18 protein-coding genes, 1 tRNA gene and 1 pseudogene are annotated in these 15,031 nt (G+C 36.8%); 15 read left to right on the top strand and 5 right to left on the bottom strand.

Going from position 1 to position 15,031, the window contains the following annotated elements; all coding sequences use genetic code 11:
* The first annotated feature begins 28 nt into the window (after positions 1–28).
* Genes FTX43_RS13745 through FTX43_RS13735 form a run of 3 tightly spaced genes read left to right on the top strand, consistent with a single transcriptional unit; the run spans position 29 to position 1,772 of the window.
* Entirely contained in the window at positions 29–271 is a 243-nt protein-coding gene (locus tag FTX43_RS13745; RefSeq protein WP_002322123.1) for a hemolysin XhlA family protein, read from the top strand.
* 15 nt (positions 272–286) lie between these two features.
* Positions 287–484 (top strand): phage holin, encoded by a 198-nt coding sequence (locus FTX43_RS13740; RefSeq protein WP_099746308.1) that lies wholly within the window; start codon positions 287–289, stop codon positions 482–484.
* A gap of 10 nt (positions 485–494) precedes the next feature.
* A complete protein-coding gene (locus FTX43_RS13735) occupies positions 495–1,772 on the top strand; it encodes a LysM peptidoglycan-binding domain-containing protein (protein WP_086314952.1) in 1,278 nt (425 codons plus the stop codon).
* 31 nt (positions 1,773–1,803) lie between these two features.
* Here the strand turns inward: FTX43_RS13735 and FTX43_RS13730 are convergent, their stop codons facing one another.
* Positions 1,804–2,370 carry a hypothetical protein gene (locus FTX43_RS13730; RefSeq protein WP_016627840.1) on the bottom strand — a complete coding sequence of 189 codons (567 nt, stop codon included), beginning with the start codon at positions 2,368–2,370 and terminating at the stop codon, positions 1,804–1,806.
* Positions 2,371–2,449: 79 nt separating this feature from the next.
* Here FTX43_RS13730 and FTX43_RS15460 point away from each other — a divergent pair.
* Positions 2,450–2,545 (top strand): annotated as a pseudogene (locus FTX43_RS15460) (N-acetylmuramoyl-L-alanine amidase); the annotation flags it as partial.
* Positions 2,546–2,722: 177 nt separating this feature from the next.
* Positions 2,723–2,796, top strand: a tRNA-Ile gene (locus tag FTX43_RS13720).
* A 509-nt stretch (positions 2,797–3,305) separates the two neighbouring features.
* Here the strand turns inward: FTX43_RS13720 and FTX43_RS13715 are convergent.
* Entirely contained in the window at positions 3,306–3,605 is a 300-nt protein-coding gene (locus FTX43_RS13715; RefSeq protein WP_002340794.1) for a DUF5960 family protein, read from the bottom strand.
* A gap of 14 nt (positions 3,606–3,619) precedes the next feature.
* The gene (locus FTX43_RS13710; RefSeq protein WP_104869445.1) at positions 3,620–3,841 is read right to left on the bottom strand and encodes a hypothetical protein; all 222 of its coding nucleotides are present in this window, start codon (positions 3,839–3,841) and stop codon (positions 3,620–3,622) included.
* A gap of 834 nt (positions 3,842–4,675) precedes the next feature.
* Between FTX43_RS13710 and FTX43_RS13705 the strand changes: the two genes are divergently transcribed.
* Positions 4,676–5,224, top strand: a complete 549-nt coding sequence (locus FTX43_RS13705) for a hypothetical protein (protein WP_147607127.1) — start codon at positions 4,676–4,678, stop codon at positions 5,222–5,224.
* Between the two features lie 147 nt (positions 5,225–5,371).
* Here FTX43_RS13705 and FTX43_RS13695 read toward each other — a convergent pair whose 3' ends face one another.
* Complete coding sequence (locus tag FTX43_RS13695; RefSeq protein ID WP_002292896.1) at positions 5,372–6,604, bottom strand: aminopeptidase; 1,233 nt, start codon at positions 6,602–6,604, stop codon at positions 5,372–5,374.
* 254 nt (positions 6,605–6,858) lie between these two features.
* Between FTX43_RS13695 and FTX43_RS13690 the strand changes: the two genes are divergently transcribed.
* Entirely contained in the window at positions 6,859–7,428 is a 570-nt protein-coding gene (locus FTX43_RS13690) for a TetR/AcrR family transcriptional regulator (RefSeq protein ID WP_002292894.1), read from the top strand.
* A 175-nt stretch (positions 7,429–7,603) separates the two neighbouring features.
* Here FTX43_RS13690 and FTX43_RS13685 read toward each other — a convergent pair whose 3' ends face one another.
* Positions 7,604–8,044: a flavodoxin gene (locus FTX43_RS13685; protein ID WP_002292892.1), complete on the bottom strand. Its 441-nt coding sequence runs from the start codon at positions 8,042–8,044 to the stop codon at positions 7,604–7,606.
* A 157-nt stretch (positions 8,045–8,201) separates the two neighbouring features.
* Here FTX43_RS13685 and map point away from each other — a divergent pair, with 157 nt between their 5' ends.
* The 8 genes from map to rfbC all read left to right on the top strand — a co-directional run bounded on the left by map (position 8,202) and on the right by rfbC (position 15,020).
* A complete protein-coding gene (map, locus tag FTX43_RS13680; protein ID WP_002292891.1) occupies positions 8,202–8,966 on the top strand; it encodes a type I methionyl aminopeptidase in 765 nt (254 codons plus the stop codon).
* Between the two features lie 31 nt (positions 8,967–8,997).
* Positions 8,998–9,921, top strand: a complete 924-nt coding sequence (locus FTX43_RS13675) for a YihY/virulence factor BrkB family protein (RefSeq protein ID WP_002292890.1) — start codon at positions 8,998–9,000, stop codon at positions 9,919–9,921.
* 75 nt (positions 9,922–9,996) lie between these two features.
* On the top strand, positions 9,997–11,136 hold the full coding sequence (locus FTX43_RS13670) for an MraY family glycosyltransferase (RefSeq protein WP_002292888.1): 1,140 nt from the start codon (positions 9,997–9,999) through the stop codon (positions 11,134–11,136).
* A complete protein-coding gene (locus tag FTX43_RS13665) occupies positions 11,129–11,929 on the top strand; it encodes a glycosyltransferase (protein WP_002292887.1) in 801 nt (266 codons plus the stop codon). The genes FTX43_RS13670 and FTX43_RS13665 overlap by 8 nt, the downstream gene beginning before the upstream one ends.
* The gene (locus FTX43_RS13660; RefSeq protein ID WP_002292886.1) at positions 11,929–12,756 is read left to right on the top strand and encodes a glycosyltransferase; all 828 of its coding nucleotides are present in this window, start codon (positions 11,929–11,931) and stop codon (positions 12,754–12,756) included. Before FTX43_RS13665 ends, FTX43_RS13660 begins: the two co-directional genes overlap by 1 nt.
* 4 nt (positions 12,757–12,760) lie before the next feature.
* Positions 12,761–13,468, top strand: coding sequence for a glycosyltransferase family 2 protein (locus FTX43_RS13655; protein WP_261801541.1), 708 nt, complete (start codon positions 12,761–12,763; stop codon positions 13,466–13,468).
* A 99-nt stretch (positions 13,469–13,567) separates the two neighbouring features.
* Positions 13,568–14,434: a glucose-1-phosphate thymidylyltransferase RfbA gene (gene rfbA, locus FTX43_RS13650; protein WP_002292884.1), complete on the top strand. Its 867-nt coding sequence runs from the start codon at positions 13,568–13,570 to the stop codon at positions 14,432–14,434.
* A gap of 13 nt (positions 14,435–14,447) precedes the next feature.
* Positions 14,448–15,020, top strand: a complete 573-nt coding sequence (gene rfbC / locus FTX43_RS13645; RefSeq protein WP_002292883.1) for a dTDP-4-dehydrorhamnose 3,5-epimerase — start codon at positions 14,448–14,450, stop codon at positions 15,018–15,020.
* Positions 15,021–15,031: the final 11 nt, after the last annotated feature.

The raw sequence follows: 15,031 nt of genomic DNA, 5'->3' as shown, positions 1-15,031 counted from the left end.
TATTTTACAACGAAAGGAGGCTAGTTGGTTGAAAGACGAAGCAATACAAGACGTGGTAGAACGCTTAGTGCGTATTGAAACGAAGTTGGATAACTACGAATCATTACGCGAAAAAGCGGAAAGTGCAAAAGATAGAGCGGATCAGGCATATTCTATTGCGCTTAATAATGCAGAAGATATCAAAGAGATGAAAGCCAATAATAAATGGTCGTGGGGTTACATGATCGGTTTAGGCATTACAATCATTGGCTATTTCTTGACTAAATTGTAAAGGAGGTGAGAAGAAATGGTTTTACCAGATAAGTATTATCAAGTCATTAAATGGGCAGTTTTAACAGTATTACCAGCTGCTTCTGTGTTAGTAGCAACGTTAGGGAAAGCCTATGGATGGAATGGAACAGATATGACAGTACTCACTATCAATGCAGTAGCAACATTTTTAGGCGTTATCACTGGTGTGTCGGCTTATAATTTAAAAAAATAGGAGGAAACAAATGAAGAAGAAAATTACTATTACTGCGATGAGCCTGTTAACGGCTCTTTTTTTATTGCCAATTAATGGGTTTGCTGCAAAAAATGATCAGGGTGTGGATTGGTCGATTTATCAAGGGGAGAACGGAAGATTTGGGTACGCTCATGATAAATTTGCTATTGCACAAATTGGTGGTTATAACGGAGCTGGTTTATATGACCAATGGACCTACTCCACGCAAGTTGCTTCTGCAATTGCGCAAGGCAAACGAGCGCATACCTATATTTGGTGGGATGTGTGGGGTTCCCCAGCAATTGCTAAACAAACGATGGATTATTTCTTGCCAAAGATTCAAACGCCTAAAGGTTCAATTGTAGCGATTGATTTCGAGGGTGGGGCATCTTCTAATAAGCAAGCTAATACGGATGCCATTCTTTATGGTATGCGGCGAATTAAAGCAGCAGGCTATACTCCAATGCTTTATTCAGGAAAGCCGTTTTTATTAGCTAATGCTTATTATCAGCAAGTAATCAAAGAGTTTCCAGATTCGCTATGGATCTCTGCTTATCCTGATTATAATGTAACGCTAACTCCTAACTGGAATATTTTTCCATCGCTGGACGGTATCGGTATCTATCAATTTACCTCAACTTATATTGCTGGTGGATTAGATGGTAATATCGATTTAACTGGCATTACAGACAATGGTTATACAGGTTCAGATAAACCAGCAACAGATACTCCAGCAACGGATGCAGGGGAAGAAGCTAATGATACGCCAAAATCAGAAATTAAAGTGGGCGACACTGTGAAAGTGAATTTTTCAGCGAAAAACTGGGCAACTGGAGAAGCAATCCCACAATGGGTAAAAGGAGAAAGCTACAAGGTTCAACAGATAAATGGCAACAAAGTTTTACTTGCAAATATTTTATCTTGGATTGAAAAATCAAATGTAGAAATCTTGCCAGATTCTACAACTGTTCCAGACAAACCATCAGCTGCTATCCAAACCCATATCGTCCAATATGGAGAAACACTATCTTCGATTGCTGCAAAATACGGAACAACGTATCAAGCACTTGCTTCGTTAAATGGACTAAGCAATCCGAATATGATCTATGCTGGACAAGTTCTAAAAGTGAGCGGAATAGCAAATGTTACTAGAACATACACTGTTCGATCAGGCGATAATTTATCATCAATCGCATCTAAGTTAGGCACAACGTATCAAGCGCTGGCACAGCGCAATGGATTATCAAATCCTAACTTGATTTATCCAGGTCAAGTACTATCATATTAAAAAAAGCCCCTCGATGAGGGGCGGTACATAGTTAATTCAATATTTTGTCTAAAAAATATGGTATAACTTTTCTAGTAGCTTTTATTTTTGTTTTATTTATATTGTTGTATCTTCCGTTATAGATCAATGGTACATCTGTTTCGCCATATTCTGTTGAAATATGAAGTTGATAATTAGGAATCCCTTCACTTTCTGTATAGGCAATTTTTAGTGCATCACCAGGCTCAATAGTTTTAGAGTAACCCATAGATTTATATATAAGTTCACTATCGTTTTTCATATCTTTAAATTTCATGATGTCAACTTTCATGGGCACGTTTGCAGGGGAAACTAGAACAATTTTTGTGGGACTTTCATCTAATGCTATTTCATCATAAATATTCTGAGGGAAATATTTTCCTTGCGTATCTATAGAGTAGAATTCTAGAGACACATCTTCATAGTATGTTTTGTTTTTTAAAAAACCAAATATTACAAAAACGATAGCTACAATAGTTAAGATTAATTCTAAGATATCTTTGGGTGTGTATTCTTTACCTAAATACCAATGTAAAAAATTATTTACTGTTTTTATTAATTTATGTTGTTCCTCTGACATTCTTTCACCTTCCAATTCACAAATTTTATTTTATCATAACAAAATAAATTCGTAATTAGCCTATTAGAAAAATATATGCATGATGCGTGCAACGAATGATCCAGAAGGGAACACTAAAGGCGGAGCACAAGATTTTCATGATAAACGCTGGTACTTGAATATTCCGCAACGATAAAAAATAGCCCCTCGATGAGGGGCGGTACATAATTATATTGAAAACTATAAAAATCATTCGATAAAATAGTGATGTTGTCGCATATCTTCACTATCACTCATAAATAGTCACACTCCAAGATATGCGATAACAGGTTTGTTGCCACACATTCTACTGGTTGACTGTTTATGGCTTTCCGTACCCTTAGCTCAGTTGGTTAGAGCAGACGGCTCATAACCGTCCGGTCGTAGGTTCGAGTCCTACAGGGTACATTAATGTAGCCATTTGAATCGTTGTGTGTTAGAATTTTTTGAAGAGTACTATACAAGCTAAAGCTTTTCTTCATTGCCACTCAAATGAGTGGCTTTTTTATGTATCCTTTTATGGATTAATGAAAGGATGTTGCACATAGTTATACTTCTGTATATTTGAAAAGTTTTACTTTGATTTTAAATAGAAAGACATTTGGGTTAAATTGTGAGATAATAAAGAAGAGTTTAAAGCGTTCCCCAAAAACCACTCCCCCATAAGTGTGTTACGCTTTAAACTCTTTTATATTTGAAGCCATTAAAAAGCATACCATATTTTTGAAAAAAAGTGAGAAAAAAGGCTTATAATTGGAGTGATAGTTAATTAGTGACTTATTTTTGATTTTATAGCACTGATACTATAAAATATAGATATCATCATATTACACAATCTTAATACTAACTTAAAAATATCTCCTTTCATAAGTATGGTGATAAAATCCATTCCGGGCTACCTTTTTAGGTAGCCTACTTTAATCTTTATACCTTTCTGGATCAACGAAAGTATACTTTATATAGTCATAACGCCGATGATCGCTTCGTGCGTCTGGCACGTCAGTCACGACATCAAACAAAAAATATACGTCTTTCTTCATTCTCGTTTTCGCAGCAGGGATTTTAAAGTAGTTCTTATTAGAATAGTAGAGATTGATTAATAAGCTATCTTCGATTGCTAAAAAGAAAACTTCTGAATTCCATACTTTATAAAAGTCTTTGATAAATCTATTTGAAGGATCGAATTTAAACCATAATTGTGTCTCATTAAAAAGCATAACCATTACTCCAATCAGTTTTTAAACTTAGTTTCTACCTCTAATATATATCGAGTTTTTATTTTGCCTTCAGAGAATACCGTTTCTTTTTTTGCAGTTACAGGGTGTTTATTTTCGGAAAAAGCTAATATAGCTAAAATTGAAACATCCATCTGGAATTTATCTTTTTCGTTGCTTTGTTCATAAAAATCTGCATATTCATCACTGATATTTTTTCTAATAAATTCTTCCATCATAAAGATCACCTCGAAAAGAGTATACGAACAAATGTTCTTTTTGTAAAGGTGGAATTTATTATACTAAATAAATAGGTGAACAAGTACTTGTGCCAAATTAAGTGCCAAAAAAAATCGAATTTAATAAAACACAAACAAAAAGGAATCCTATTATGATAACATTTCTTATAATAACAAACACAACAGAAGACGTGTAATAGTTAGTCAGGAACGTATAAATAACCCCTGTATCCTTTGTGGTACAGGTTTTTTTATTTTAAAACAACAAAAATTAAATGTTTTATAATTAAAAAAACTTCATTTTTATTGATATAAGGGTATAATTGTTGTTGAAGGAAGGTGATAAAAAAACATTTTCATTAAAACGGAAAGCAAAAAATAAAAATAAAAATGAAAGAAGGAGAAAAATTAAAAAAATGGATTCTTAGCGCTACATTGATTGTTTTACTTAGGGCTTTCGCAGATGCAAGGGTAATAGAACAAAGTGGTTTTACTGGTAGGTGAGTAGCTTTTCCAATGCTATGGAGCTAGAGCCTTTCTAGTGGGCATAAGTATGTTTAACTTTTTATGCTAATCTGGGCACATAATGTACAGGCGCACTACATAGAGAATCTCGAAAGTGGGATTAGTACTAAGTATAGTTGATACAAACAGCACTTCACAGCTAGAATAATTGGAAAGTCAGAAGTTTTTTGTTCGATTTGAAATACCTAGTTAGTTTGAATAAGTACATAAAGAATCTTCTTATTTAGCACTTAATAAAAAATATAAAAAACATTTAAAAGAGAAATTAAAGGGTTTCTCAATCTTTGATAAAAAAGGAGGAAGTAGAAAATGAAAAAAGCAAAATTGATACTTAGTACAATCGTCTTGACATCTTTATGTAGTGGTTTTTTAGGGACTGGGACGGTGGATGCCAGTGAATATAATAATAAAGTTGTTTCGCTTCGAGCTGCTAGTGATACAACGCTTACTGTGTCACGCATACCTCATAATCCTATTCTATATTTTGAAATTTCAATGGAAAATTATAATCAATCTGACTCAACCCAACGTTGGGTAATGGAGTACAATGCAAATGCCGGTGGTTATTATATCCGGGAGCAGATTCCGGGAAGTATGAATTTTACACCGCAATATATTTGGCATAGTGGAGGAAGCATTTTGGACTTCTCGAGTAACAAAGAGAGGGTAGGGACTCTGTGGAAGTTATATTCAGCCGGACAGAATTCGTTGGGAAATATATTTTTTATAGAAAATATGTCAAACGGGAACTATATGAGTTGGACCAGAGGAGGTCATACTGATCGGGCGTTGATATCTTCTGCATTTAATTGGAATCATGAGCAAAGATTCATTGTGCAAGTTGAAGGAGAAGTTTAAAAGAGAAAAATGGAAGTACACTAATACGTTCAATCTTTTTGACTTATATCTAGAGAGTGGGGCAATAATCAGATTTTTTTCTGACTATTGTCCCACTCTCTTTTTTATATATTTTTCGTTATTTTATTTGTGCTAATAAGATTTTGCTCAAGCCCAATCTCCATTACGGAAAATCGGTACTGTAGAACCGTCTTCGCGGATACCATCGATATCCATCTTGTCAGATCCTACCATGAAATCTACATGGGTTTGACTTCTATTCAAACCAGCTTCTGCTAATTCTTCATCGGACATTTCTGTACCGCCTTTCACACTGAAGGCATAAGCAGACCCTAAGGCTAAATGGTTCGATGCGTTTTCATCAAATAGTGTATTGAAGAAAATGATACCAGATTGAGAAATAGGTGAAGGGTCAGGAACAAGTGCCACTTCTCCTAGACGACGCGCACCTTCATCGGTATCAAGCAATTTTTCTAAGACATCTTCGCCTTGTTCGGCAGAAAAGTCAACTACTTTTCCATCTTTGAAAGTAAATTTCATACCAGAGATGATCGTACCAGCATAACTCAGTGGTTTTGTACTTGAAATATACCCATCTACACGATGACTGTCAGGAGCGGTGAACACTTCTTCTGTTGGCATATTTGCCATGAATTTTTCCCCTCGAGCATTGTAGCTTCCAGCACCTTCCCAAAGATGGTTTTTAGGCAATCCAATGATGATATCCGTACCAGGAGCAGTGTAGTGCAGGGCAGAAAATTGTTCTTGATTCAATTCTTCTGCTTTTTTTGCTAATTTCTCATCGTGTTTTTTCCATGCTAAAACAGGGTCTTCTTCGTAGACACGAGTTGTTTTAAAAATTTGATCCCATAATGCATCAACTTGTTCTTCTTCTGGCAGATCTGGAAAAACTTTTGCTGCCCATTGTTTACCAGCAGCAGCTACAACAGTCCAACTGACTTTATTTGCCTGAGTTGCCTTGCGCAAATTCATTAGTGCTTTACCGGCAGCTGCTTGATAAGTTGCTACTCGGTGGCTGTCTACACCGGCAAACGCATCAGGATCGGCAGAAACGACACTGATCCTGCTTGCTCCTTTTTCAAGCCATTCATCCGCTTGAACGATTTTAGATTGTGGTACATCCTCAATACGATCTGTTGCTGCATGTAAAAGAAATTCTCTTTGAATCTGATCATCTGTCCACTGAACGATGACTTCAGCAGCTCCTAATTTGTAAGCTTCTTGTGTGATCAAGCGAGCAAGGGGTGCTTGGTCTACACTGATCTGTAAAACGACTGTGTGACCTTTTTCTGTGGCCACGCCAGTTTCTGCAATTAAGCGTGCATATTTTTTTAGAAGTTCATTAAAATTCGATAACATAATAAAAATTCCTCCTCACCATTTTTTCTGGTAACTATTAGCATGATACCATTTAATCATGATTCAAACAATGTAGCTTTAAATAAAAAAAGGAGGTTATTTTTTTCTGGTTGCGTTTCACGTTCTATGACACGACTTGCTATTTTAGCTTGTGAAGAAAATCGAAAACTAATTTTGCATATCAAAAAAACATGTTACAATGAAATTAATCAATGGTGGAAGCGTTATAAAAAAATTGAGGAGATTAAAAAAATATGGCAAGAAAAAAGACGATTACTAAAGAACAGATTTTGGCAGCTGCTTATGAAGTAGCTGCCACCGAGGGATTTACACGATTTACTGCGAGAAACATTGCGAACAAAATGAATTGTTCCACGCAGCCGATCTATCTTGAGTTCAAAAATATGGATGACTTGAGACAAGCACTTTTTGAGCAAATCTATGATTATTTGCAATACGAAGTGTTTCCAGTTGAGCATACAGGGAATACGATTATCGATCTTGCTTTTAATTATATCCATTTTGCAAGAAGAGAGAAGAAGTTGTATCGTTCACTGTACTTAGAAGAATATGGTGGAGGAAAAGAGATGCAAAATTTCTCTTATACTTACTTTGTGAATACAGTGAAACGGGACCCAGCCTACGCGGATCTTTCAGAAGAACAGATCGAATCCTTGCATAACGGTACATGGATCATAGCTACCGGGATTGCAGCTTTGATGTCTTCAAGCATTATCCATCCAACTGATGAGCAGATTGAAAAAATGATCCAAGACAGCATTGATGCAATCTTGAATCTCAAAGAACCAATCGAAATCGATTGAATATACTCAAGAGTTTCGCCAATCAGTAGATAACAAGAGATGTGTCAACATAAGGAAAATTTCGTTTTTCTTACAGCGTATACATTTTTAACTCCCGAAGAACTCTTCCATGAATACAATAAAAGAGCCGTCTAGATTGATTCAATCTGGACGGCTCTTTTATATCTCAAGCATATTAAAGTTTTGCGACTAATTCTTTAGCGAAAGCTTCTAGATTTTCGATATCTTCTTCCTCAGCATTTAAGTCTACTTTTACATTTTCTGCGCCTTTTGATGCGCCTGTTTTTCCAAAAGCAGCATCGAAGTCATCCACTGATTTACAGAATTCATCGTAAAAAGTATCTCCAGATCCGCAGACGCCGTAGATTTTCCCTGATAGATCCAACTCTTGCAAGTCTTCATAAAAATCTACAATCTCATCAGGAAGATCGCCATCATCGTATGTATAAGTAGCTACGACGCAAATATCTGCCTCCTCGAATTCATCTGCATCTACTTGGGTACATTCGTTGATTTCGACTTCGATATCCATATTTTCAAATGCTTCTGCAACAATATCGGCGATTTCTTCAGTATTTCCTGTCATGCTAGCATATACGATTTTTGCTAAAGCCATGATGTGCCTCCTTGTTTAAAATTATTTAACAATTATGAATTATACCAAAACATCGTTGAAAAGAAAATAAAACCTAGAGACACACGGGAAATGTCATTTGGCTAAATGTATGCCGCTATGTTAAAATGAGAGAGATTTGTAAAAAGGAGACGAAAATATGATTACTTTAAAATCAGCACGTGAAATTGAAATGATGGCAGAATCTGGCGCTTTATTGGCAGATGTACATAAAAATCTGCGTGATTTTATCAAACCAGGCATAACAAGTTGGGATATTGAGGTATTTGTCAGAAACTATATCGAGAGTCATGGAGGAATCGCTGCGCAAATTGGCTTCGAAGGGTATGAATATGCGACTTGTATCAGTATCAATGATGAAATTTGTCATGGATTTCCTCGTAAAAAACCTTTGAAAAGCGGCGATTTGGTAAAAGTCGACATGTGTATCGATTTGAAAGGCGGCATTTCCGATTCTTGTTGGGCTTATGTAGTAGGAGAATCTACACCTGAGATCGACCGATTGATGGAAGTAACGAAGAAAGCATTGTACATCGGTATTGAGCAAGCACAAGTAGGAAATCGGATCGGCGACATCGGTCATGCTATCCAGACATATGTAGAAGGTGAAAATCTAGCGATCGTCCGTGATTTTATTGGTCATGGCGTTGGTCCGACGATCCATGAAGAACCAGCCGTTCCTCATTACGGAGAAGCTGGAAAAGGTTTGCGATTGAAAGAAGGTATGGTCATCACGATCGAGCCTATGGTCAATACCGGAACTTGGAAAATGAAAATGGATCCTAATGGTTGGACTGCTTATACAAGAGACGGCGGACTATCTTGCCAATATGAACATACATTGGCTATTACTAAAGATGGCCCTAGAATCTTGACATCACAAGGAGAAGAAGGTACCTATTGATTCAGCCAATTAATAGGTACGGGAGAGGTACATGAAAGTTTGGAACAAAATAAAACAAAATGAAAATCTGATGCGCTTTATTGAGACGACTCAAAAGCGCATCACTGATTCAGAAATGAGTACGACCTCGGTTGTCGTTGCTTATTATTTACTCTTGTCTTTATTTCCATTGATTATTGCTTTTGGTAATATTTTGCCGTTTCTCCATATCGATCAAGAGACTGTGCTGACCTATTTACGAGAAGTGATTCCTGAGACCGTTTACCAGTTTATTGGTCCTGCAATCAAGGACCTTTTGACACAAAGTTCAGGCGGTTTGCTATCCGTTTCTGCTTTAGCGGCCTTGTGGTCTGCCAGTCAAAGTATTAACGCTTTACAAATTGCGATGAATAAAGCGTATGGCGTAGAAAATAGAAAAAATTTTTTGATCGTTCGCTTCTTCTCGCTGATCGTAATCGTCTTGTTCATGATTGCCATTAGTGGAGTAACTATCGTTCTTGGTTTAGGACAGCTGATTTTAGATGCTATCCAACCGATTGTACAAATACCTGTGAACTTTATTGATCAGTTCCAAACCTTGAAATGGCCAATCACATTGGTGGCTTTATTTGTCATCATGTTCTTGATTTATTTAATTGTCCCTAATGCTCAGTTGAAGTTGAAGACGATTATTCCAGGTACGATCTTCGCTACCGTCGGCTGGATGCTGTTATCACAAGTGTTTAGTATCTATGCCAGATATTTTGCAACGAGGATCAGCGGTTATCAGATCATAGGAAGTTTTATTGTCCTCATGCTTTGGCTTAATTTTGCTGCTACGATCATCATTTTGGGCGGAATCATCAATGCAGTTGTTCAAGAATACGTGACGGGACATCAAATCAAAAAACGTCGAGATCCAAGCCGAAAATGGTTCAATAAATTGAAAGCTAAATTTTCTCATAAAAAAAAGTAGAAACAAGAGTTCTTATTGTAAATTTATATCAGTAATTTATAATAATTATGACTCTTAATTAAAGTAGGTGCCCATATGCTTGTTTCTTTTAGTATGGTTATAAGATTTTTTCTGACAATTTTATTATCACTGATATTAACACCTGTATTTAAAATCATTTCAGTACAAACGGGTATGGTCGACAAACCAAATGAAAGAAGGATAAACAAAGTTCCAATGCCTTCCGCAGGCGGACTGCCCATTTTTATTTCATTTGTTATATCGACTTTATTCTTATTCCGTAAAATCATTCCACAATCGTATATTGTGCCGATCTTGCTCGCTTCTTTGGTGATCATTGTCACAGGAGTACTCGATGATAAATTTGAGTTGACGCCTAAACAAAAGAGTGTAGGGATCTTGCTTGCCTCTCTTATTATTTATTTTGTAGCAGATATACGTATTGATTCCTTTACGCTTCCTTTTATTGGCTATGTTCAATTAGGATGGCTTAGTTTCCCTGTAACGATTTTTTGGATCTTCGGTATCACGAACGCAGTCAATCTGATTGACGGTTTAGACGGGTTAGCGGCAGGGATTTCATTGATTGGTTTAATCACGATAGGCATCATTGGGTATTTTTTCCTTCATGCTTCCACAGTGTACATCCCGGTCGTTATTTTCTGTCTTGTAGCAAGTATTATCGGATTTTTCCCGTACAATTTTTATCCGGCAAAGATTTATTTAGGCGATACAGGAGCGTTATTCTTAGGGTTCATGATGGCCGTCCTTTCACTACAAGGGCTGAAGAACGTAACTTTTGTTTCGTCAATTTCTCTACTGATCGTCATGGGCGTTCCGGTAACAGATACGTTTTTTGCTATCATTAGAAGAAAAGCAAACCGTGTTTCTTTTTCTACAGCAGATAAAAAACATCTTCATCACCGACTAATCAGTTTAGGATTTACTCATAAAGGTGCCGTCCTGACGATTTATGCGATGGCTTTGATGTTTTCTTTCACAGCTATGGTCATGAATTATACTGGAAGAATCGGAACGATTGTATTGATTATTGCTATGCTATTTGCTGCAATTTTATTATTTGAATTGATTGGTCTGATTAACGAGAAACATCAGTTTATTTTAAAAACATTGCGATTTTTAGGGAATAAAGAGTATCGTACGCAAGTAAAACAGAAATATTTGAAGAAATGGAACCGTCATATAGATGAATAACAAATTAAACCAGCCAATTCTTATTAGTATTGTAACGGCGAACAGTGATAAGATTTTTCGGACACTAGATAATTTTATTTCCACTGTAAAAGATGAAACAGCGATAAAAATTCGGATTTTTGACAACAACTCCCTTCCGGAATATAAAAGCAGACTAAAAGAATATGTGACATATCCGTATATCGAAATCTATTTTCATGATGAAAATTCCGGATTCGGTTATGGACATAATCACAATCTGCTGAAGAGCGATTGCCACTATGGCATTATTTGTAATCCAGATATTTTAGTGGATGAAGAAACAGTTACAGCATTGGTGTTGTTACTGAAAGAACATCCCGAATGCGCGATGTTAGCACCTAAGATTCTTAATGAAGATGGGACCACTCAGCACCTCATTCGTGAGCGGCTGGCTGTTTTTGATTATGTTTTGCGCTTTGTGCCTTTCAAATGGGTCAAAAAAAGGTTTGATAAACGGCTAGCTGTCTTTGAATGCCGTGGCTTGCCCACTGATGTTGATAGTTATGTGCGAATGATCTCGGGCAGTTTTATGGTAGCTGATATTGATAAATTTAAAGAGATAAGGGGATTTGATGAGCGTTTCTTCATGTACTTTGAAGATAATGACTTGTGCTTGAGTTTTGAAAAAGCAGGTTACAAATTATTGTACACACCCTTTTATGCAGTCGTCCATTTTTATGGAAAGGGTGCACATCGAAATGCAAAACTTTTTCGTGTGTTTTTGACTTCTATGATGAAATTTTTCAATAAGTGGGGGTGGCGTTTTTTCTGATGAAACCAGAAATAGTAGTAGTAGTCGTGCTATATCAGCAACTATTCAGCCAATCTCCAACTTATGAACCATTAAGCAAAGCACTTAGCGAAAAGCATATTCAGCTTGTTATTTACGATAATAGTCCTCAAAGACAGCAAAATGAGCTGTTTGAAAAAGAAAACACCATTTACTATCATGATCCGCAAAACCCTGGATTAGCGGCGGCTTATAATTATGCGTTGTCTCAAGCAAATGAAAGAACACGTTGTATCGTTACATTGGATCAGGATACGAGGCTAGTCGACGACTATTTTGAAATCTTGCGTAAGGTAGCTTTTACAGATGAATGTGTTGCTGCAGTTCCGATGATTTTTTCTGGGGGACGGCAAGTTTCTCCCGTCTATTCAAATCATTATATCAATCGTACAGCACAAGCAGTAGAAGTAGACGGTACGACAGCTGAAAGAATCATGGCAATCAATTCAGGTGTGGCATGGTCTGTCAAATTTCTAAAAAAGATTGGCGGGTTTAATCCTGCTTTTTCTTTAGATTTTTTGGACCATTGGCTGTTTTGGAAAGTGAATCAGTTGGAAAAAATGGTGGAGATATTACCAGTACGACTGGAACATGATCTTTCGGTATTAGACTATGAAAAAGTTACAAGCAATAGATACCGTTCTATTTTACAAGCAGAAAATCGATTTTATCATGAATATGATCAAAGACATTTATCCAGTCACCGACAACAATTATTGTTAAGAACAGTTAAACAGTTTTTGACCGTCAAAAACCGGCATATCTGGCGGATGACTTTGCGCTCATATGTTAAGAATTGGAAGGTGTGAATTCGTGCGTTCGGTTTGTATAGCTACCTTTAATGGGGGCAGATATTTAAGAGAGCAGTTGGATAGTATTTTATCTCAGCTTTCAGCAGAAGATGAAGTGATTATTTCTGATGATGGGTCAGTAGATGATACATGGGATATATTGACTGAATACGCAGAAAAAGATAGACGGATAAAGCTTTTTTCAGGACCTCGTCAAGGGTTGATCGCTAATTTTGGCTATGCGATCCAGCAGACAAAAGGAGAGCTAATCTTTTTGGCAGATCAAGATGATGTTTGGTTAGAGACAAAAGTGAAAAAAATCACTGACTATTTTAAACAGCATCCGGATCAGTTAGTAGTCGTTTCAGATTTGATCATTGTGAACAGTAAGCTGCAAGAGATCCATGCTTCCTATTTTTCATTCCGAAATTCCAAAGAAGGATGGGTCAATAATGTGATACGAAGTCATTATATTGGTGCAGGTATGGCTTTTCGCTCTTCGTTGAAATCCGATATTTTGCCGATTCCCTCAGAAGTGCCTATGCATGACATGTGGATCGGTTTGTTGGGAGGAAGGAAGACTGGGTTTCTGAGAGAACCTTTGACACTGTATCGAAGACATGATTTAAATGCGAGTGAGATTGAAACGCATTCTAAATTACGCCAAAAAATTTCCTGGCGTGTTCATCTGATTACGGCGTTGATCAAACGAAAATGGTTTAAACGTTGATAAAAGATGTTTAAATCCTTAATATTTCCATGACAAATATAACGATTGATGAGATAATAGCAAAGTGAAATTTGAAATCAAAAAGGAGAGCATATATCCATGAAGGGAATCATTCTTGCTGGGGGCAGCGGAACACGTCTGTACCCTTTAACAAAGGCAACATCGAAACAATTGATGCCGATTTATGACAAACCAATGATTTATTATCCAATGTCTACTCTGATGTTGGCGGGAATCAAAGAAATTCTGATTATTTCAACGCCACAAGATACACCACGTTTCAAGGAATTGTTTGGAAACGGAAATGATTTAGGACTGCAGATCGAATATGCAGTACAAGAAAGTCCAGATGGATTGGCACAAGCATTTATCATTGGAGAAGAATTTATTGGAGATGATAGTGTCTGCTTGGTATTAGGAGACAATATTTACTACGGTGGCGGTCTGTCTAAAATGTTGCAACGAGCAGCTTCAAAAGATGCAGGCGCGACAGTATTTGGCTATCATGTCAATGATCCAGAACGCTTTGGTGTAGTAGAATTTGATGAGAATATGCAAGCTTTGTCGATTGAAGAAAAGCCTGCTCAGCCAAAATCAAATTACGCAGTAACTGGCCTTTATTTTTATGACAATGAGGTGATTTCTATTGCTAAAGGAATCAAACCGTCAGAACGTGGAGAATTAGAAATCACAGATGTCAATAAAGCATATTTGGATAAAGGAAAATTATCTGTAGAACTTATGGGACGCGGATTTGCTTGGCTTGATACAGGAACACATGAATCATTGCTTGAAGCATCTACCTTTATCGAAACGATTGAAAAACGTCAGAATTTAAAAGTGGCTTGTTTGGAAGAAATTGCTTACCGTATGGGCTACATTGATAAAGAACAACTGCTAGCCCTTGCACAGCCTTTGAAAAAAAATCAATACGGTCAATATTTATTGAATTTGGCCGCTGAATAAGGAGTTCCTACAGATGAAAGTAACAGATACAAAATTAACAGATGTAAAAATCGTGGAAATGGATGTCTTTGGCGACCATCGCGGTTTTTTTACAGAAAGCTATTCAAAAGCAAAATTTGCAGAACATGGATTAGATTATGACTTTGTTCAAGATAATCATTCGTTATCTGCTGAAGCTGGTGTTCTTCGGGGGCTCCATTTCCAAAAAGGAGAAGCTGCACAGACAAAATTGATTCGTGTGGTTACTGGAGCAGTTTTAGACGTAGTAGTGGACATCCGCAAAGGCAGCCCGACTTATGGTCAATGGGACGGATTTATCTTATCTGAACATAATCATCGTCAGTTGCTTGTACCTAAAGGATATGCACATGGATTCGTTACTTTGACACCAAACGTGAACTTCCTTTACAAGTGTGATAATTACTATAATGCAGAAGCAGATGGAGGCATCGCATTTGATGATCCAGATTTAGCGATTGATTGGCCAATTGATCCATCAAGAGCGATTATGTCGGAAAAAGATCACCGTCATCCGACATTAAAAGAATTTGAAGCAGAAAATCCATTTGTTTACGGAGAAATCTAAGAATTAAGGAG

The sequence above is a fragment of the Enterococcus sp. DA9 genome, from assembly GCF_008000875.1.
Classification (GTDB): Bacteria; Bacillota; Bacilli; order Lactobacillales; family Enterococcaceae; genus Enterococcus_B; species Enterococcus_B lactis.
This window is presented reverse-complemented; position numbering and strand designations above follow the sequence as displayed.